General features: G+C 65.2%; 22 protein-coding genes and 1 pseudogene. 19 read left to right on the forward strand and 4 right to left on the reverse strand.

The window, feature by feature from the left end; genetic code table 11:
- Window positions 1-117 precede the first annotated feature (117 nt).
- The 18 genes from V6M87_RS26445 to V6M87_RS26530 are packed head-to-tail and all read left to right on the forward strand — an operon-like array spanning window position 118 to window position 12,441.
- Window positions 118-702: a flagellar basal body L-ring protein FlgH gene (locus V6M87_RS26445; protein WP_332879663.1), complete on the forward strand. Its 585-nt coding sequence runs from the start codon at window positions 118-120 to the stop codon at window positions 700-702.
- Complete coding sequence (locus V6M87_RS26450) at window positions 702-1,814, forward strand: flagellar basal body P-ring protein FlgI (RefSeq protein ID WP_332879664.1); 1,113 nt, start codon at window positions 702-704, stop codon at window positions 1,812-1,814. Before V6M87_RS26445 ends, V6M87_RS26450 begins: the two co-directional genes overlap by 1 nt.
- A 23-nt stretch (window positions 1,815-1,837) precedes the next feature.
- Window positions 1,838-2,221: a flagellar basal body rod protein FlgB gene (locus tag V6M87_RS26455; protein ID WP_332879665.1), complete on the forward strand. Its 384-nt coding sequence runs from the start codon at window positions 1,838-1,840 to the stop codon at window positions 2,219-2,221.
- Window positions 2,221-2,661: a flagellar basal body rod protein FlgC gene (gene flgC, locus V6M87_RS26460; RefSeq protein WP_332879666.1), complete on the forward strand. Its 441-nt coding sequence runs from the start codon at window positions 2,221-2,223 to the stop codon at window positions 2,659-2,661. Before V6M87_RS26455 ends, flgC begins: the two co-directional genes overlap by 1 nt.
- The gene (gene fliE, locus V6M87_RS26465) at window positions 2,658-2,957 is read left to right on the forward strand and encodes a flagellar hook-basal body complex protein FliE (protein WP_332879667.1); all 300 of its coding nucleotides are present in this window, start codon (window positions 2,658-2,660) and stop codon (window positions 2,955-2,957) included. Before flgC ends, fliE begins: the two co-directional genes overlap by 4 nt.
- Before the next feature lie 10 nt (window positions 2,958-2,967).
- Complete coding sequence (fliF, locus tag V6M87_RS26470; protein WP_332879668.1) at window positions 2,968-4,404, forward strand: flagellar basal-body MS-ring/collar protein FliF; 1,437 nt, start codon at window positions 2,968-2,970, stop codon at window positions 4,402-4,404.
- On the forward strand, window positions 4,401-4,886 hold the full coding sequence (locus V6M87_RS26475) for a hypothetical protein (protein WP_332879669.1): 486 nt from the start codon (window positions 4,401-4,403) through the stop codon (window positions 4,884-4,886). The genes fliF and V6M87_RS26475 overlap by 4 nt, the downstream gene beginning before the upstream one ends.
- Entirely contained in the window at window positions 4,886-6,193 is a 1,308-nt protein-coding gene (locus V6M87_RS26480; RefSeq protein WP_332879670.1) for a FliI/YscN family ATPase, read from the forward strand. The genes V6M87_RS26475 and V6M87_RS26480 overlap by 1 nt, the downstream gene beginning before the upstream one ends.
- Window positions 6,190-6,657, forward strand: coding sequence for a hypothetical protein (locus tag V6M87_RS26485; protein WP_332879671.1), 468 nt, complete (start codon window positions 6,190-6,192; stop codon window positions 6,655-6,657). The genes V6M87_RS26480 and V6M87_RS26485 overlap by 4 nt, the downstream gene beginning before the upstream one ends.
- Complete coding sequence (locus tag V6M87_RS26490) at window positions 6,654-7,430, forward strand: hypothetical protein (RefSeq protein ID WP_332879672.1); 777 nt, start codon at window positions 6,654-6,656, stop codon at window positions 7,428-7,430. Before V6M87_RS26485 ends, V6M87_RS26490 begins: the two co-directional genes overlap by 4 nt.
- Window position 7,431: 1 nt before the next feature.
- On the forward strand, window positions 7,432-7,827 hold the full coding sequence (locus tag V6M87_RS26495; RefSeq protein WP_332879673.1) for a flagellar hook assembly protein FlgD: 396 nt from the start codon (window positions 7,432-7,434) through the stop codon (window positions 7,825-7,827).
- Window positions 7,828-7,842: 15 nt separating this feature from the next.
- A complete protein-coding gene (gene flgF / locus V6M87_RS26500) occupies window positions 7,843-9,003 on the forward strand; it encodes a flagellar basal-body rod protein FlgF (protein WP_332879674.1) in 1,161 nt (386 codons plus the stop codon).
- 4 nt (window positions 9,004-9,007) lie between these two features.
- Window positions 9,008-9,802 carry a FliM/FliN family flagellar motor C-terminal domain-containing protein gene (locus tag V6M87_RS26505; protein WP_332879675.1) on the forward strand — a complete coding sequence of 265 codons (795 nt, stop codon included), beginning with the start codon at window positions 9,008-9,010 and terminating at the stop codon, window positions 9,800-9,802.
- Between the two features lie 5 nt (window positions 9,803-9,807).
- Window positions 9,808-10,146 (forward strand): FliM/FliN family flagellar motor switch protein, encoded by a 339-nt coding sequence (locus tag V6M87_RS26510; protein WP_332879684.1) that lies wholly within the window; start codon window positions 9,808-9,810, stop codon window positions 10,144-10,146.
- Window positions 10,143-10,541, forward strand: coding sequence for a flagellar biosynthetic protein FliO (locus V6M87_RS26515; protein WP_332879676.1), 399 nt, complete (start codon window positions 10,143-10,145; stop codon window positions 10,539-10,541). Before V6M87_RS26510 ends, V6M87_RS26515 begins: the two co-directional genes overlap by 4 nt.
- Window positions 10,534-11,295, forward strand: a complete 762-nt coding sequence (gene fliP / locus V6M87_RS26520; protein WP_332879677.1) for a flagellar type III secretion system pore protein FliP — start codon at window positions 10,534-10,536, stop codon at window positions 11,293-11,295. The genes V6M87_RS26515 and fliP overlap by 8 nt, the downstream gene beginning before the upstream one ends.
- Before the next feature lie 5 nt (window positions 11,296-11,300).
- On the forward strand, window positions 11,301-12,044 hold the full coding sequence (locus V6M87_RS26525; protein ID WP_332879678.1) for a sigma-70 family RNA polymerase sigma factor: 744 nt from the start codon (window positions 11,301-11,303) through the stop codon (window positions 12,042-12,044).
- Window positions 12,045-12,060: 16 nt separating this feature from the next.
- On the forward strand, window positions 12,061-12,441 hold the full coding sequence (locus V6M87_RS26530) for a hypothetical protein (RefSeq protein WP_332879679.1): 381 nt from the start codon (window positions 12,061-12,063) through the stop codon (window positions 12,439-12,441).
- On the opposite strand, the gene V6M87_RS26535 is transcribed toward V6M87_RS26530, so the two are convergent.
- Both V6M87_RS26535 and V6M87_RS26540 read right to left on the reverse strand, forming a co-directional pair.
- Window positions 12,438-13,139 (reverse strand): FliH/SctL family protein, encoded by a 702-nt coding sequence (locus V6M87_RS26535; RefSeq protein ID WP_332879680.1) that lies wholly within the window; start codon window positions 13,137-13,139, stop codon window positions 12,438-12,440. The genes V6M87_RS26530 and V6M87_RS26535 overlap by 4 nt on opposite strands.
- A gap of 133 nt (window positions 13,140-13,272) precedes the next feature.
- A complete protein-coding gene (locus V6M87_RS26540) occupies window positions 13,273-13,935 on the reverse strand; it encodes a hypothetical protein (RefSeq protein ID WP_332879681.1) in 663 nt (220 codons plus the stop codon).
- 235 nt (window positions 13,936-14,170) lie between these two features.
- Here V6M87_RS26540 and V6M87_RS26545 point away from each other — a divergent pair, with 235 nt between their 5' ends.
- Window positions 14,171-14,794 (forward strand): hypothetical protein, encoded by a 624-nt coding sequence (locus V6M87_RS26545; RefSeq protein ID WP_332879682.1) that lies wholly within the window; start codon window positions 14,171-14,173, stop codon window positions 14,792-14,794.
- Between the two features lie 562 nt (window positions 14,795-15,356).
- Here the strand turns inward: V6M87_RS26545 and V6M87_RS26550 are convergent.
- Window positions 15,357-15,815 carry a hypothetical protein gene (locus tag V6M87_RS26550; RefSeq protein ID WP_332879683.1) on the reverse strand — a complete coding sequence of 153 codons (459 nt, stop codon included), beginning with the start codon at window positions 15,813-15,815 and terminating at the stop codon, window positions 15,357-15,359.
- 301 nt (window positions 15,816-16,116) lie between these two features.
- A pseudogene (locus V6M87_RS26555) lies at window positions 16,117-16,239 on the reverse strand (IS481 family transposase); the annotation flags it as partial.
- Between the last annotated feature and the right edge of the window lie 723 nt (window positions 16,240-16,962).

A 16,962-nucleotide genomic window follows, 5' to 3' on the forward strand; every position in this document is an offset into this window, starting at 1 on the left:
GGCCGATGGCGCCATCGGCCAGCGCATCGAGGTGCGCCCGGCCGGCGCAATGCAGGTCGTCCGGGCCGATGTCACCGGCACCGGGCGCGTCCAAATCACCGCGAAATGACACCACCCATGGCCATCACAACCGCAGCCCGCAGCTGCCTCCTTGCCGCCTTGCTGGCGACGCTCGCGTTTCCCGCCGCGGCGGACGACCTGTACAACGAGAAGACGTTTCGTCCGCTCGCCGCCGACAAGCGTGCGCACCTGCCCGGTGACGTGCTGACCGTGCTGATCTATGAAAACTCGAGCGCCACGACCAGTGCCGACACCACCCTCAAGCGCAGCAACGATGTATCGCTGCGCGCAAACGCCGACCAGCACAGCCACGCCGCGGCCGTCGGCATGGGCAACGATTTCAATGGCGGCGGCAGCGTGCAGCGCCAGGGCAAGCTGCTGGCGCAGATGAGTGTCTCCGTGACCGGCGTGGCGCCGAATGGCGATTTGCTGGTCGCCGGCGAGCAGCTCCTGGAGATCAATTCGGACCGCCAGCGGATCCGCGTCGAAGGCCGTGTGCGCCCGCTCGACATCACCGAAGCGAACGCGGTGCTGTCCTCGCGTCTGGCCGACGCGAAGATCAGCTACCTGGGCGACGGCGACCTGTCGAACCGCCAGCGCCCCGGCCTCTGGTCGCGCCTGTTCAACTGGGTGGGGCTGTGATGCGGCGCCTGTTGGCCGCCATCCTGTGCACGCTGGTGCTGTCCACCCCGGCGACAGCCGACAGCGTGCGCCTGAAAGACCTCGGTAAATTCGCCGGCTGGCGCGACAACGCGCTGGTCGGTTACGGCATCGTCACCGGCCTGGCCGGTACCGGCGACTCGCCCGGCAACAAGGCCACGCGCCAGTCGATCGCGAATGTGCTGGCCCAGTTCGATGTGGTCGTGCCGCCCGACGATGTCTTCAGCCGCAACGCGGCCGCCGTGATGGTCACCGCGCGCCTGCCGCCGGTGGCGCGCACCGGCGACACGCTCGACGTCACCGTCACGTCGCTGGCCGACGCGCGCAGCCTCACCGGCGGCAACCTGCTGCTGGCGCCGTTAAAAGGCCCGGACGGCAAGGTGTACGCACTGGCCCAGGGCGCGCTGTTCGTCGGCGGCTACAAGTTCGACCTGAACGGCAACGTCGCGCAGAAGAATCACCCGACGGTTGGCTCGATCCCGGCCGGCGCCACCGTCGAAGCACCCGTGCGCGCCAACCTGCTGCGCACGGACGGCACCATGGTCTTCACGCTGGCCGAAGCCGACTTCACGACGGCCGCCCGCATCGCCGAGGCGATCAATGGCGCATTCGGCCAGACGCTCGCCCATGCGCAGGACGCCGAAGGGATCGAGATCGCCGTGCCGGAAGCGGCACGCGCACGCCTGGTCGATTTCGTCACGCGCATCGAGAAGCTGGCCGTGGAACCGGACAGCCGGGCGCGCGTGGTAGTCGACGAGCGCACCGGCACCGTGGTCTCGGGCGGCAATGTGCGCATCGACCGCGTGGTCATCTCGCACGGCGACCTGAAACTGTCGATCGTCACCGACAACCTGGTGTCGCAGCCGCTGGTGGTAGGCCGCGCCGGCGACGGCGTGCGCACCGAGCTGGTGTCGAATTCGCGCATCCGCGTCAGCGAGCGCGACGAAACCGGCTATGTCAGCGCATCGAACAATACGGTCGCCGACCTGATCTCCGCACTCACCCGCATCAAGACCAGTACCCGCGACATCATCTCGATCCTGCGCGCAGTCAAGGCGGCCGGCGCCCTGCACGCGGACCTGGTGGTCCAGTAACCCGCCATCTACAAGGAGCAGTCATGTTTGGACATTCGGAAGCAATCACGGTGGAGATGGTGTCGCTGGCACTCGATGCCGCCAGCATGCGCCACCAGGCCATCGCGCACAACATCGCCAACGTCAACAGCCCGGGCTTCGCGCCGATGCGCGTGAATTTCGAAGAGCAGCTCGGCGCGCTGCGCTCTGCGCTGGGCAATGGCACACCGGTCCAGCACGCGATGCTGGCCGGCGTGCACCCGGTGCTGGCACGCGCCCCGGCCGTCGATGGCCTGGACCGCACCGCCATGCTCGACATGGAAGTGGCCGACATGGCGCAGAACACCGTGCAGTACGAGGCGCTGCTCAAGGCCTTGGGCAAGCACATGGCGATCCTCGGCGCCGCCGTCAATGAAGGGAAACGCTGATGGACTACCGTAACGCCTTTGCTATCAGCGCCAGCGGCATGACGGTGGAAAAAATCCGCCTCGATACGATTGCCGTCAACCTGGCCAATATCCACAGCACGCGCGGCGCCGACGGCAAGGCCTTCCAGCCATTGTCGGTCAAGGTCACCGAGGCACAGGGCAGTTTTGCCGCCGGCTTTACGCAACTGGCCGGCGCCAACCAGCTGCGCGGCGCGCGCGTGGTGCAGATCGAGCCAAGCGGCGCCGCGCCGCGCCACCTGTACGAGCCGGGCAACCCGGACGCCGACGCCAAGGGCTTTGTTTCGCTGCCAGGGGTGAACCAGGTCACCGAAATGGTCAACCTGGCCGGCGCGCTGCGCGCCTACGAAGCCAACGTGGTGGCCATGAACGCCGCCAAGACGATGGCGCTCAAAGCGCTCGAGCTGGGAGGCGGCCAATGAACATTGACGCCATCGGCTTTCTCGCGCCCCTCAACCCGATCGGCGCTGCACAGCCGGAAGCAAGCGCTGCGCCCGGCGCCGCGTTCGGCACCTGGTTCAGCCAGCAGCTCGCCGACGTCAATCGTCAGCTGGCCGTGGCCGACCACGGCGTACAGCGGCTCGCCGCCGGCGACGCTTCGAACCTGCACCAGGTCATGATCGACCTGGAACAGGCCAAGGTTTCACTTCAACTCGTGATGCAGGTCCGTAACCACCTGCTCGACGCTTATCACGAGCTGATGCAGATGCAAATGTAAGGGAAGCACCGTGACCGCCATTCAAGAATTCTGGGACCGTTTCGACCGCAGTGCGCGCGCCGGCCTGCTGCTGGGCGTCATCGCCATTGTCGGCGTGGCCATCGCGCTCGGCGTGCTTTTGCTGCGCACCGACTACGAAGTCCTGTTCGCCGACCTGGCGCCACAGGACGCCGCCACCATCACGTCCGAACTGGACAAGCTGAAAATGCCTTACCGCCTCGCCAGGGACGGCAACACGATCCTGGTGCCGGCCGACCAGGTGCACAAGACGCGCCTGAAACTGGTGGGCCGCGAACTGCCCTTGCGCGGCGCGGTCGGCTTCGAACTGTTCAACACGAGCGAAGTGGGCATGACCGAGTTCACCCAGAAGGTCAACTTCCAGCGTGCGCTGCAGGGTGAATTGACCCGCACCATCATGGCGCTGGACGAAGTGCAGTCGGTCCGGGTTCACCTGGTGCTGGCCGATCAGGGCCTGTTCAAGAAAACCTCACGCCAGGCCAAGGCGTCGATTTCCATCGCGCTGAAACCGGGGCATACGCTGCAGCCGGTGCAGGTGCAGGGCATCCAGCGCCTGGTCAGCGCGGCCGTGCCCGACATCCGCGCCGCCGACGTCACCGTGGTCGACCAGCACGGTGTCGCCCTGACGCGCCGCAGCGCCGAGGGCCCGGCCGACGACGGCGCCGGTAGCGACGGCCTGGACGACAAGCGCGCCCTGGAAAGCTATCTGCAAAAGAAGGTCACCGATGTTCTCGACCGCACCTTCGGCGCCGGCCTGGCGATTGCCAGCGTCGACGTGACGCTGGGCCATACGCAGACCAAGGTCACCACTGAGAGCGTGCTGGGCAACGGCACCGGCACCGGTGCCGGCGCGGGCGTGAAAGTGCGCGAACGCGTGACCACGCAGGCGGCGACCGCCGACGCCGACGCCGACCATCCGGCGCCGACCAGCCGCGAATCGGATTACCAGGTGGGACGCCGGGTGGAGCAGGTGGTTTCCGGCGCGGGAGGCATCGCGCGTGTGAACGTCGCCGTGGTGGTGCGCGCCAACCAGGACCAGGAACAGCTCGAGCGCCTGCGCGACGTGGTGGCGCTGGCGGCCGGGATCGACCGCCAGCGCGGCGACGCGGTCTCCGTGTATGCAATGGACCAGCTGGCCAATCCGATGCCGGTGACGGCAGCGTCCATCGCGGCCCTGGCAACGCCGGCGCCCGATACGGTGGCCACCGCACCCGTCAAAGCGCCGTCCGACCCGCGCATCGCCGTCGCCGCGATCGTGCTGGCGGCGCTGGTGGCGCTGTTGGCCATCGGCGCGCTGGCGCTGGGACGGCGCCGGCACGAACAGGCCCCGCTGCGCAACCTGAGCATGGACGAGCGCCGCGCAGTGCTGGCGCAAGTCAATGCCTGGCTGGAAGCGCCACGCGTGCCGGCGCGCGCAGAAGTACCATGACGGCGCACCGGCAATCGGCGCTGCTACTGCACGGCCTGGCGCCAGCCGACCAGCGCTGGATCCTGGCGCAGGTCGACCAGGCCGACGCGCGCGTGCTGCGCGGCCACCTGCGTGAACTGAAAGCGCTGGGCATTCCAGCCGATCCGGCGCTGGCGCCTTCAAGCGCGCCCGCCACGGGCGGCGAGCCTGCGGCCAGCATCGCGCGCGCGTCGGCTGCCGCGCTGCTGTTGGCCGTGGCCGACGAACCGGCCTGGCTGGTGGCCCAGTTGCTGGCGCTGCGGCCGTGGCCATGGCGGGGGGCGTTCCTGGACGCGCTCGACCCGGCCCGCCGCGCGGCGCTCGCAGCCACCGTGCCGGCGCCGCTGGCGCCGGGTGCACAGGCAGCGCTGCTGAGCGCACTGGCCGCCCGCCTTGCACCAGGCAGCGCGGGCAACGTGCGCGCGGCGCCGGGCGTTTGGCAACGCCTGCGCGGGGGCGCCTGATGCAGCGCTATCTGGACGCCGTGCGCGCCGCACCCCTGGTGCGTAAGCTCGGCCACGTGCGCCAGCTCGGTGGGCTGGGCATCGAATCGCAGGGGCCGGACACCGTCATCGGTGAAATTTGCGAGGTCCGCCCGCGTCACGGCGCGCCGGTGCTGGCCGAAGTGGTGGGCCTGCGCGAGGGCCGTGCCATCCTCATGCCCTACGGCCAGATCGAAGGCCTGGGCATCGGCTGCGAGGTCGTGGCCACCGGCCGCATGCCGCGCGTGGCCGTCGGCCCTGCCCTGCTCGGCCGGGTCATCGACGCGTTCGGCGCGCCGCTGGACGGCAAGCCGGCACCCGTGACGCTGCAGCAGCGGCCATTGAAGGCGGCGCCATTGAATCCCCTGACCCGTCCACCCATCGACCAGGTGCTCGAAACCGGGGTGCGCTGCATCGATGCCCTGCTTACCATCGGACGCGGCCAGCGCATCGGCATTTTCGCGGGCAGCGGCGTGGGCAAGAGCACGCTGCTGGGCATGATCGCCCGGAACACGCTGGCCGACGTGAACGTGATCGCCCTGATCGGTGAGCGCGGGCGCGAAGTGCGCGAATTCATCGACAAGCAACTCGGCCCCGCCGGGCTGGCGCGTTCGGTGGTGGTGGTGGCGACGTCCGACCAGCCAGCGCTGGCGCGCGCCCGCGCCGCCTACGCCGCCACTGCCATCGCCGAATACTTTCGCGATGCCGGCCAGCAGGTGCTGCTGACGATGGATTCGGTCACCCGCTTTGCCATGGCGCGCCGCGAAATTGGCCTGGCCGTGGGCGAGCCACCGACCGCGCGCGGCTACACGCCGTCGGTCTTTTCAGAGCTGCCGGAGTTGTGCGAGCGCTGCGGCACGGCGGCCGGCGGCGGCGCCATCACCGCGCTGTACACGGTGCTGGTCGAAGGCGACGATTTCAACGAGCCGGTGTCGGACATGCTGCGCGCGACGCTCGACGGCCACGTGATCCTGGCGCGCCGCCTCGCGCAGCAGGGCCACTATCCGGCCATCGATGTGCTGCACAGCGCCAGCCGCCTGCTGGGCGACCTGGCCAATGCCGACGAACTGACGCTGGTGCACGAGACGGTCGAGCTGCTGTCGACCTACGAGCGCAATCGCCAGCTGATCGAAATGGGCGCGTACCGGGCCGGCAGCAGCGCCGCCATCGATAGCGCCATTGCGGTGGCGCCCGCGCTGACGCGCTTCCTGCGCCAGCGCGGCGGGCGCGGCAACAGCCGCGCCGAAGCGCTGGCCGACTTGCGCACGGCGCTGGCGGTGGCGGCATGACGCGCGACCGCCGCGGCTTTGAATACGCCCTCGACGGCGTGCGCCGCCTGACCGGCTGGAAGGTCGACGAACTGACGCTCGACCTGGCCCGCAGCCAGGGCGAGGTCGCTCTCCAGCAGGGCCGCGTGGATGCGCTGGACCGCGAGTTGCGCGCGGCAAGCACGCGCCTGATGGGGCAGCGCCAGGTCGACGCCATCCTCGATATCGGCGCCGAGCGCAGCGCCCATGTCTACCTGATCCGGGTGCAGCAGGCGCTGGGCAGCGAATCGGCGCAGCTGCGCATCCTGCAGGAACAGATGGAAACAGTGCGCGCGGCCCTGCTGGAGTCGCGCCGCTTTGCCGACAGCCTGGACCGGGACCGCGACAGCGCCCTGGCCGAACACGATTTGACGGTGGCCCGGCTGTACTTCGCCGCTGCCGACGACAGCTGGATGCAGCGCCAACATGGAAGGAAAACCGCGTGACAACGATTGAATCAGCCGCACCCGGCCCCGACGCATTTTCGTCCGGCCCGCGCCGGGTCGACACCGCCAACCAGCGCGCCGCGTGGCTGCGCCAGATGGAACTGGTGCAGATGGCCGGCATGAAAAGCACGCCCGCGGCCGCCGCCCCGCCACCGCTGCGCGCCACCAGCACCGCGCCGGCACCGGCGCCAACGCATGACGGCGAGGGTGCGGCCACCGGCCATCGCGCCAGCGTGCCTGCAGCGCATGACAGCAGCACGGCGGCGCGCGCGGATCGCGCAGGCGATCCTCCCGCAGCCCGCGCTGTAACGCCGGTGGCCGCCGTGCCAGCCGAGAGCATGCGCAGGGCGTCTGGCAGCGCGCCTGGCGCTGTCCCCGCGCCAGTGTTGCTGCCGGTGACACCGAGGTCCGTGGCCCCGGCGGGTGTGGTGATTGGCGCCGTTGCCGCTGTGCGCGCGCCGCTCCCCAGGGCGCTGCCGTCCGCACCGGGCCGCGCGGACCCGCCCGACCCCGGCGCCGCGCCCGACTACCAGAAGCAGCGCATGCACCTGACCGGCGAAGGCGACGACGTCAAGCTGTGGATCCGCGACGGCGCCCTGGCGCCGGCCACCTCGCAGCAACTGGTAGCGCGCCTGGCCGGCGACGTCGCCGCCATGGGACTGCGCCTGAAACAGGCTTCCATCAACGGCAAACCGGCGCTGTTTGCCGCTGCCGTTCCCGCAACCGGCACCGCGCCGTTGCAACCGATCATTCATCCGACCACGGAGCGATAAGATGTCCCTCGATAGCGTCAACGCCGTCACGACGAGCGCCAACAGCCATATCAACCAGCAGGACTTCCTGCGCATCCTGCTCACCCAGCTGAATGCGCAAAATCCATTGAAACCCATGGACAACGGCGCCTTCGTCGCTCAGCTGGCGCAGTTCTCGCAGCTGGAGTCCGCCCAGCAAACGGCGACCTCCCTGAACCAGCTGGTGTCGCTGCAGACGGCCACCCAGTCGGTGGCGCTGCTGGGAAAATCGGTCGATGTGCTGGGCAACAAAGGCTTTACCAGCGGCCAGGTGACCGGCCTGTCGGTCAGCGGCGCCACGCAGACGCTGACCGTCCATCCGACCACCGGCACCGACGTCACCGGCGTGTCCCGCGCCGACATCTACAACATCCGCTAACCCGGCGAGGAATCCATGCCCCTTTCATCCATCAATATCGGCACGTCCGGCCTGGTTGGCTTTTCGCGCCAACTGGAAACGATCAGCAACAACGTCGCCAACCTGAACACGCCCGGTTTCAAGGGCGCCAACAGCCAGTTCTCGGCCCTGTTTTCGGGCGGCAGCGGCATTGCGGACGCCAGCACCGGCTCCGGTCTCGCGATGCTGCCCAGTACCGTCGATTTCGTCCAGGGCCAGGTCAGCCAGACTGGCAACGACCTCGATGTGGCCATCGACGGCCAGGGCTTTTTCGTCCTGCGCGACGACACCGGCGCCCTGCTCTACACGCGCGACGGCCGCTTCACGTTCGACAACCACAGCGTACTGGTCAACAACCAGGGCGCGCACGTCCAGGCGCTCGGAACCGACGGCGGCCTGCACGACATCACGCTCGACGGCGTGCGCACCAACCCGGCATCGGCCAGCGCCACCGTGAAACTGCTTGGCACGCTGTCGACTGCGGACGCCACCAAGGTCGTCAGCGGCATCACGGTCACGGACGGCGCCGGCGGCAGCCACACGCTGTCGGTCGAATTCAAAAACAACACCGCCGTCACTGCAGGCAGCTGGATCGCCACCGTCAAGGAAGGCAACACCACGGTGGCCACCGGCGAGGCACGCTTCGTCAACGGCGTGCTGGCGCCGGCGTTTTCCACCATAGCCTTTACCTACAACCCGGCCGGGGTCGCCCCGATGCCGATGACGTTCGTGCTCGATGCCGGTACCACCAGCGCCGCCAGCGGCGCGTCGAGTCTGGCGGTATCGTCGGTCGACGGCTACAGTGTCGGCACGCTGGGCAGCGCCACGTTCGACACCAGCGGCAAGCTGTCGCTGAGCTATTCGAACGGCCAGAAAGCCACGCCGCAGACACTGGCACTGGCCAGTTTCGGCGCCACCAGCGAACTGGAACAGGGACCGGGCACCAGCTTTCGCAGCAAGCGCGCGGAAGCCGGCGTGCTGGGCGTGGCCGACGGGAAGATATCGAGCATCGCGGCGGAATCGCTGGAAGGGTCGAATGTCGACCTGTCGCGCCAGTTCAGCGCCATCATCATCACCCAGCGCGGTTACCAGGCATCGTCGGAGCTGATCAGCACCGCCAACCAGATGCTCGATACGCTGATGCACATGAAGGGCTGAACGCGTGAACGTGACGCCCTATTCGCTGCTCAAACGCAGCCGCGCCACGCTGCTGGCGCGGCGCATGCTGGCCAACCTGGAACACTGGGGCGCCGACTGGGCCATGCTGCCCGACCATGCCGCCACCTGCGCCGACGCGTGTGAAGCCGCACCCGTGACCCGCGCCGGCGCCTGGCGCCGGCGCATGCTGGCCGACGGCACCGCGCTGTTCGTGGCGTGGCCCGAGCAGGCCGACGCCTGGATTGAACAGCAAGTGTTCGGCCTGGAGGACGGCGCAGCGCGCTCACCGCTGGCCGGCGCCGTCGCCGCCATTGCCCGCGAAGCGCTGCTGGCCTACCTGACCGAGGCACTGTGCGGCCAGGCCGCCGAACCGATGGACCCGGCGCCGCCGCCTGCCGCACTCTGGCAGCGCGGCGCCGGCAGCGTGCTGGGCACCGTGCAGCTGGGCACCCTGACGGTACACGTGCTGGTGCCCGCCACCGCCATGCAACCGGCGCCTGCGCCAGCACCCAGTGGATTAGCCTTGGTTCCGCTGCGCACCGCGCTGGCCGCCCGGGAGGTCGCGCTGACGGTCGAATTGTGCCGCGCCGAGCTGACCCTGGGCTACCTGGCCACGCTTGCGCTGGGCGATGTACTAGCCTTGCCGATGCGCCTGACCACGCCGCTGCAGCTGCGCGGCCCCGGCGGCACTGCCCTTTGCGCGGCCCATCTGGGTGCGCAGGACGGCCAGCGCGCCGTCGAACTGACCAGACCACCAGGCGGCGTCCCTGCTGCCAATGAACCGAGGAATCGTACGTGAAAGACATGCATACCAATACGGCGCAAATCGCGGCGCAAATCGTCGAACTGCCGCAACTGCCGCACCATGGCCACACCGGTACCGGCGCCGGCATCCTGTCCGGGAACCTGGACGTCATCGGGGGCGTCAAGGTGACGCTGACCGTGCGCGTGGGCGGCGCGGTCCTCAGCGTCGACGAACTGATGAACATGAAGGATGCCTACGTCCTCAAGCTCGATGCGACGCTGGACACGCCGGTCGAGGTGCTTCTCGAAGGGAACGTGGTCGCGCGCGGCCAGCTGGTGGCGGTCGACGACAATTTTGGCGTGCGCATCACCGAGCTGCCGAAGGCGGGCCAGGCGTGAACAAGTTCGTGCGCCGCTGCCTGCCTGGCCTCTCGCTGGCCGTACTGCTTGCATTGAACGCTGGCGCGGCCCACAGCATCGTGCCGGCCAAACCGGCCATCCCGTTCAAGCAGGATGGCGACTCGGGCGGCTCGCTGGCCGCGCGCGCGGCCGGTGTCCTGGCGCTGGCGGCACTGGCAGCCTTCGGCGCGGCAGTGGCCATCAAGCGCTTCGGCCTGGTGCCGGGCGCGCGGCCAGGCAAGGTGCGCCAGGTGCGGCTGACCGAGTCGGTGCGCCTGTCGCGCCGTAGCGTGCTGCATGTGGTCGACTACGGTGGCGAGCAATTGCTGCTGGCCGAAAGCGAGCATGGCATCAGTCTCGTGAGCAGCCGCCCGCAAGGAGGCGTCGATGCGTAAGCCAGTCCTGCACACGGGAGCGTGCCTGTTGCTGATGCTTGCGGCGGGTAGTGCCATGGCGGCAGCACCCGACCTGGCCCTGCCCGGCATGGACATCACCATCGGCGCCGGGGCAGCCCAGTCGACCCAGGTGTCGGCCGCGCTCAAGGTGCTGCTCGGCCTGACTGTGCTGAGCATCGCGCCGGCGCTGCTCATCTCGGTCACCTCGTTCATCCGCATCACCGTGGTGCTGTCGATGCTGCGCCACGCGATGGGCATGCAGGAGACGCCACCGAATACAGTCCTGATGAGCCTGGCGCTGTTTTTGACTTTCTTCACGATGTCGCCCACCATCGACGCGGTCAACACGCAGGCGTTCCAGCCCTTCATGGACAACAAGCTGGCGGCCGGTCCGGCGTTCGACAAGGCGCTGCACCCGATCCGCGATTTCATGGTGCGCCAGACGCGCGAACAGGATTTGCAGCTGATGGTGGAGATTGCCAAGGCGCCCACGCCGGCCAGCGTGGACGACATCGCGACGGTGCAGCTGATCCCCGCGTTCATGCTGTCCGAGCTGCGCGCGGCGTTCCAGATCGGCTTCGTGATCTTCCTGCCGTTCGTGCTGATCGACCTGATCGTCTCGACGATCTTGATGTCGCTCGGGATGATGATGGTGCCGCCGGTGACGATCTCGCTGCCGCTGAAGATTCTGATGTTCGTGCTGATGGATGGCTGGAACCTCGTCATCCGCGCCCTGCTGGGCACCTTCCAGTAAGCAGCGTGGAACGCGCCAGAACAGCGCCGCTGATGCTGCCCACGCAGGAAGAGGCGGCGCTGTGGGCGGCCGCGCGCGCCGGCGACGTGGCAGCGCGTGGCCGACTGATCGACGCCTACCTGCCGTTCGCGCGCATCATGGCCGCCAGGCAGTACGCGGCGCGGGTCGATTACGACATCGAGTTCGACGATTATCTGCAATACGCCACCGTCGGCCTGATCGAGTCGGTCGACCGCTTCGACCCGGCCTACGGCAACCTGTTCAAAACCTTCGCCGCGCACCGCATCCAGGGCGCGGTGGCGAACGGACTCGAACAACTGAGCGAAAAGCGGGTGCAGATTGCCACGCGCCGGCGCTTGCTGGCCGAACGGCGCGACTGCGCCGCTACGGCGCTCGGCGCTGGCGCCGACCTGTTCCAGCAACTGGCCGAGGTGGCGCTGAGCCTGGCGCTTGGCTTCACGCTGGAAGACGCTGCCGGTTCAGCGCAGGCCGGTGCGGAAGCGCCGCCCCATCCGTACGGCGCGCTTGAAATGGTGCAGTTGCGCGCTCGCCTGCAGGCGCTGGTCGCGGGCCTGCCGCCGCGCGAGCGTTTGGTGATAAAGTCGCACTATCTGAACCACCTCCCCTTCAACCAGATCGCCGACTCCATGGGTATTAGCAAAGGCCGCGTCTCGCAGCTTCACCGCAGCGCACTCGAACAGCTCAGGAAGAGCATGCACGCAATGCGCGCCTGCGACCTGGCGTGGTGACGCGGGCAAACTCGCGATGACAACCATCGGACCGGTCCAGCAGATCGTGGCGGCAATTCGCGCCGAGATGGGTGCGCGGGTTCCGGCCGGCGCTGCAAACCGGCGTGCCGGCGCGAGCGCCAGCAGCGCGAATACGGCGGTGCGCAAGCGCAGTGCTGGCCTGCTCGCCGAGCGCGTGCGCGCCCTCGATCCGCTCGACCCCGAGCGCGGGCGCAAGGCGTTCCGGATTTTCCTGGAATCGGTGCTGCTGGCCGAGCTGGGCGAAGAACTGATCAACGACCCGGCGTTTTACACGATGGTCGACCAGGTGCAGCGCACGATGGAATCGAGCCCGGAGATTGCGGCAGCCATGACGACCGCCGTGGCGCGCCTGCTCGAGCCGACGCGGCCGGGTTAGACGCCGCGCGCCGCCAGCAGCGCCACGCGCAAGGCGTCGACCTGGGTGTCGAGGCGCGCATCGAGCGTGCCGCCATCGGTGTCGACCATGCAGCCACCGAGTGTGATGGCGGCATCGGCCGTCCATTGCACGCCAGTTCCCGACGCCAGTTTCTCATCGAGACTGCCGGCTGCCTGCAGGGCCGCCAGGTCGCCCGGATGCAGGCGCACCGTCACGCGCTCGGCGCCGGCCGCGCGCGCAGTCGCTTCGCGCACCAGCGCGCGGATGCCGCCGGGCGTCGCCGCGGTGCTGCCCAGGATGCGACAGACTGCTTCGAAGGCGATGGCAACCGCCACGTCCTCGAGGCCGCCCAACTGGATCCCGACAGCGTCGTGCAGCTTGCCGGAGATGGAGCGGATCCGGCCCAGTTCCACTTCGGCGTCGCGGCGCGCTGCTTCGGTACCGGCCGCCCGCCCTTCCTGCAAGCCGCGCTGGCGTCCCAGCTCACGCGCCGTCTCGGCTTCCTGCTTGAACTGGGCCAGGACCGATTCACGCGCCTGGGCCAGCAAGGCGTCCATGTTCGGCACGGCCAGCTTGGCGGGCGCTGCCGGGGTCGGCGCGGACACAGGTGTAGCCGGGAGTGCGGCGGGCGCGGCATGGGGCGAGCCGAGGGTGCGCTTCTCGGCTGACATAACGGGGGAACGGAGGATGGAAGTCATGGGCAATCTGGGGAAGTACGGGTTGGCGGTCACGCCCACTATGGCATACCGGTGGTTACTTGCATAGGATTACGATGTATTCCCTCATGGCATGTTGCATGGATGTGTGCACGCCAGCGTTGCTGCGTCGCTGTTAGCGCAAACGCTCGAATTGGATCAACTGATCGATCGTCGAAGTTTCACAACGAATATCCGCAAGCGCTTTGCCGTCCCTCGCAACCCGTACGCCGGCATCGCTTATGTACCCGTCGCGCTCATCATCTCCCGCAGGATGTTGGTAGCTGTAGACGACATACTCGAATTGACCATTTCGAAAATGTATTTCATATGCGCTCGTGCGCGCTGTTTTCTGGTAAATCGTATGCTGCTCGAACTTCGCAATTGATTCGGAGCGAACCACCGGATACAGCAACTCGATGCGGTTTTTTGTACCGTACCGATATTGAAGATAGTTGTCTGGCGTCGCGCGCGAGTCGTCACCGCGACCGCAGAGTGCAAGTTGCTTCGCGCCCTTTTCGACCGTACAGGAGAGGTAGATTTGCTCACCTGAGTGGCACAGCGAAGGGCTCGAAACCGGGGATGAGGTTTGGGCAAAGCCTTTCCTGGCAACGCCGGCCAGTAAAAGCAGGCAAGCACATCTGATCATTAGAATGTCCTCCTCTGGTCTTGTTAAAAATAGTGTTATCACCACCGGAGCGGCCACACGGCACGTCTGTCCCGCAGTACGAGCGCGGCTTTTTTTACCTCGGCAGAAATAACGACCGGTGTGGCTCATGTAGGTGCCGAGCTCGATCACGCTGGGGCGTGGAACAGGATGCCATTTGAATCAAGCGCAGCGATCTTGAGCGAAGCGTTCCGCCTGTCAGCCAACCATACGCGATCTGTGTACCCGCCGGCCAGGCTTCGACGACTCGCAGTGTATCAAACATGAACGTCGACTTTTTCATCGCCATTGCGCATACTGCAAGTGGCGGATTTCATACCGCATTCCACAGTTTCACTATCCTCAACGCTAGCTATGCCGAAGCAATATGAAAAATACAAATGCTCCCTTACTCGATGTAAACGAACTGGGATTCATCGCCTGGTTTCTTGAAGATGCGGGCACGGATTTCGAAGACCATACAGCTGACGAAACGTTTTTGCCAGCATCCGACGAAACACTCGCTATCTCCGCCGCAATTCATGCGGTCTATGGCGATGACGCGCCAGAGGTCGAAGCCAGTATATTGCCTGGTAATAAAGACGCGCAGGTGCAGTTCTACACAAGCCAGGCAATGAAATTCTATGCGCAGCGTTGCCAGGCGTTGGCGGCCGGTGCATCCATCCGCTTCAATCCGGCCGAATACGCATTCTTGGGGGAGCTGCTGGAACTGGCCGGTGAAGACCACGAACACCTTGCTGACGATGCCAGTTTCGACCTGACGCTCGAGCTTAACCCTGAAAACCGGACGTTATTCACGCGCGCTGTGGACGTGTATCTTGCACGCCATCGCAAGGTAAGGGCAGTCAGCGACGATGCCGTGACTGACACCGCCGCGGCAATCCGGGAGGCTTTGGATACGGATGGTTCCTCTATCGAAATCGACATTCCCGACTACTGGCTGATGTTTTATCTGGCTGGCCGCTGCGGCGGATTGGCACGGGCACGATAGCTGCGAAGACAGACACCACAGGATCGTCGGACAATTGTTGCGGCGCTACGGAGGTGCTTCGACGCTCGGATCAGGAATTTGGAAATACTTCTGACACCGGCCGTGCCGACGACCCAGGCGCCGCAGCGCATGATCTGCAACGCACCTTGCACCGGCAGTTCGCTCATCGTGATAATCAAGGCGTCGCCATCAGCGTACAGTACCAAAAAATCGCACCAGCCGGCGGACAAAGTTCGCCGCCGGACGGTAGCCGATGCTGTCGTCCGCGCCAACTTTCAACGTGCCGTGGGCGGGACCGCTGATCACACGCACTGCCAGCAGGTCGCCGCCCCATCGAACGCGACACCATAGGCTGGAACGTCGCCGCTGTACCTTGCGCCAAGCTTGCCGCCAGTTCGCTGCAGATTGGCGTATCGCTCACTGGCCGTACCGTGAAGCGCAGCGTCGCTCTGTTGGAGGAAGTTTACCGTCGCTCCATGACGATATGTAAGCTCACCTGTTTGTATGGCTACGCCCATTCCGACATGCACTAAAAACGTGGCCGTCATGCGCGTGTCGATCATCAAAAAAAGGTTTTCGTTAAATGTGAGACAACCATCTCAAACCTTAGTCGAATCGGCTCGATATAGCCATTCATCGCATAGCGGTGCCGTGAGACGATTTCTGTAAAATCATTCTTGTGACACAACGCCGCTGCCACTACACCAGCGTTCGCCTCAGATTCAAGTGGCCTGACAATAATTTTATTATTTAACAACCTTTCAAGTGCTGGAAGATCATTGCACTCATCAAGCATCGGGAATACTTTGCGCTGCAGAATTTTCTCAACCTCTACGAACGCAGTCTCAATTTCGCGCAGATTGTGAACCATAAATGACAAATTTTCCCCAACAAAGAAATCCAGATTCAACGTCACGGAGCGAGAAACGCCCCAATACTCCTTTGATCTGGCGAGCAGTGGATTTAAAATATCCTCAACCGCATCGAAGCGAATGCAGACGTAAAATGTGAACCTGAACATCGGATTATAATCCGATACTGGACATCCAATTTCCTGAAATCCAAACGGTGTGGCGCGTCTAAATATACAATCGTTCTTTACGGCAATAAATCCAGCTGGAATTAGTATCCGACTAAATCCACTTCAAATAATTTTATTAACTTCCGATTTTTTCATGGCTTCTTATATTTAATTCCATCGATTATACAGAGAATTTAATAATCTTAATTTCAGCCACCGCCGCGGTGTTGATGTCGATCTGCTAGATGTCAAGCCTCGTCTGGTAGCGAACGCATTTGACGAATAACTCTGGTTTCTTTTGCTACCATTCCTTGAGCGCTTGAATTGGCGTTTTGGAGCCAATGGCGCGCTGCGGAATGTGATGGTTGTACAGCTTCAAGTAGTTGAGCAAGGTAGTTTCGAGATCTGCCCGGCTGTCGAACCTAAGCCTTGCGTATTTTTTGCTCAGACAGATAGCCGCTGTATGATTGGTTAATGCTGCAAGCATAAGCCAGCTCGTACCATTGATATATCTCCTTACCACAATGACCCGGCCCTTCGTTTACCAGTTCACAAAACCCTTGGACAGGCACGCCCCCTACAGAATCTGCTTCACTTTGGCAATTCCCTGCTTGCATCGCTGTTGACGAAATTAATCAGGTCTAACCACTGCTCTGAGGCACATTAAGTCGCATTCAAGTCGCTATTACTCCCGACAATAAACGCTCGCCTTGGTGTTGCGGATCTCGGCGCAATTCCAACCGCTGAACTGGTCGACGTTCATATGGTCTCACCGATAGTGGGGTCAATCAAATTTCCCACCGGGGTCGACAGTGAAACGGCTGACAAGAGAGGTTTCTGGCCTGACCGTCAGCACCGGCACCTGCGCCAGAGCCCCTCCACGTCAACGGCGATGGCCTGGCTGGCCGCTGCCGCACGTTGGATCAGGTTCGGGAGCGCGAGCGCGCCGGAACCTCGTTTCCGTCATGTAGGATCAGGCGTGTCTCCGATGGTCGTGGCGACACTCTGTCAGTACTTCATTGATCACCCCTACCGCCCGCGCGCCTGTGTGCTCGCAGTTGTTCCAATTCCTGCTGCGCTTCTATATGTCCCATTTCCGCTGCAATCCGGCAATGCTGAAACGCTTTTTCGTCGTCTTCCGTCAGAC

This window comes from Massilia sp. S19_KUP03_FR1, assembly GCF_036688685.1.
GTDB lineage: Bacteria > Pseudomonadota > Gammaproteobacteria > Burkholderiales > Burkholderiaceae_D > JALYUM01.

Coding starts and splice junctions, on each gene's coding strand:
- fliP (WP_332879677.1), top strand. CDS start 10,534: ATGCGTAAGCCAGTCCTGCACACGGGAGCGTGCCTGTTGCTGATGCTT.
- flgC (WP_332879666.1), top strand. CDS start 2,221: ATGGACTACCGTAACGCCTTTGCTATCAGCGCCAGCGGCATGACGGTG.
- V6M87_RS26455 (WP_332879665.1), top strand. CDS start 1,838: ATGTTTGGACATTCGGAAGCAATCACGGTGGAGATGGTGTCGCTGGCA.
- fliE (WP_332879667.1), top strand. CDS start 2,658: ATGAACATTGACGCCATCGGCTTTCTCGCGCCCCTCAACCCGATCGGC.
- V6M87_RS26445 (WP_332879663.1), top strand. CDS start 118: ATGGCCATCACAACCGCAGCCCGCAGCTGCCTCCTTGCCGCCTTGCTG.
- flgF (WP_332879674.1), top strand. CDS start 7,843: ATGCCCCTTTCATCCATCAATATCGGCACGTCCGGCCTGGTTGGCTTT.
- V6M87_RS26450 (WP_332879664.1), top strand. CDS start 702: ATGCGGCGCCTGTTGGCCGCCATCCTGTGCACGCTGGTGCTGTCCACC.
- V6M87_RS26485 (WP_332879671.1), top strand. CDS start 6,190: ATGACGCGCGACCGCCGCGGCTTTGAATACGCCCTCGACGGCGTGCGC.
- V6M87_RS26550 (WP_332879683.1), bottom strand. CDS start 15,815: ATGTTCAGGTTCACATTTTACGTCTGCATTCGCTTCGATGCGGTTGAG.
- V6M87_RS26510 (WP_332879684.1), top strand. CDS start 9,808: ATGCATACCAATACGGCGCAAATCGCGGCGCAAATCGTCGAACTGCCG.
- V6M87_RS26545 (WP_332879682.1), top strand. CDS start 14,171: ATGAAAAATACAAATGCTCCCTTACTCGATGTAAACGAACTGGGATTC.
- V6M87_RS26495 (WP_332879673.1), top strand. CDS start 7,432: ATGTCCCTCGATAGCGTCAACGCCGTCACGACGAGCGCCAACAGCCAT.
- V6M87_RS26530 (WP_332879679.1), top strand. CDS start 12,061: ATGACAACCATCGGACCGGTCCAGCAGATCGTGGCGGCAATTCGCGCC.
- V6M87_RS26535 (WP_332879680.1), bottom strand. CDS start 13,139: ATGACTTCCATCCTCCGTTCCCCCGTTATGTCAGCCGAGAAGCGCACC.
- V6M87_RS26475 (WP_332879669.1), top strand. CDS start 4,401: ATGACGGCGCACCGGCAATCGGCGCTGCTACTGCACGGCCTGGCGCCA.
- V6M87_RS26480 (WP_332879670.1), top strand. CDS start 4,886: ATGCAGCGCTATCTGGACGCCGTGCGCGCCGCACCCCTGGTGCGTAAG.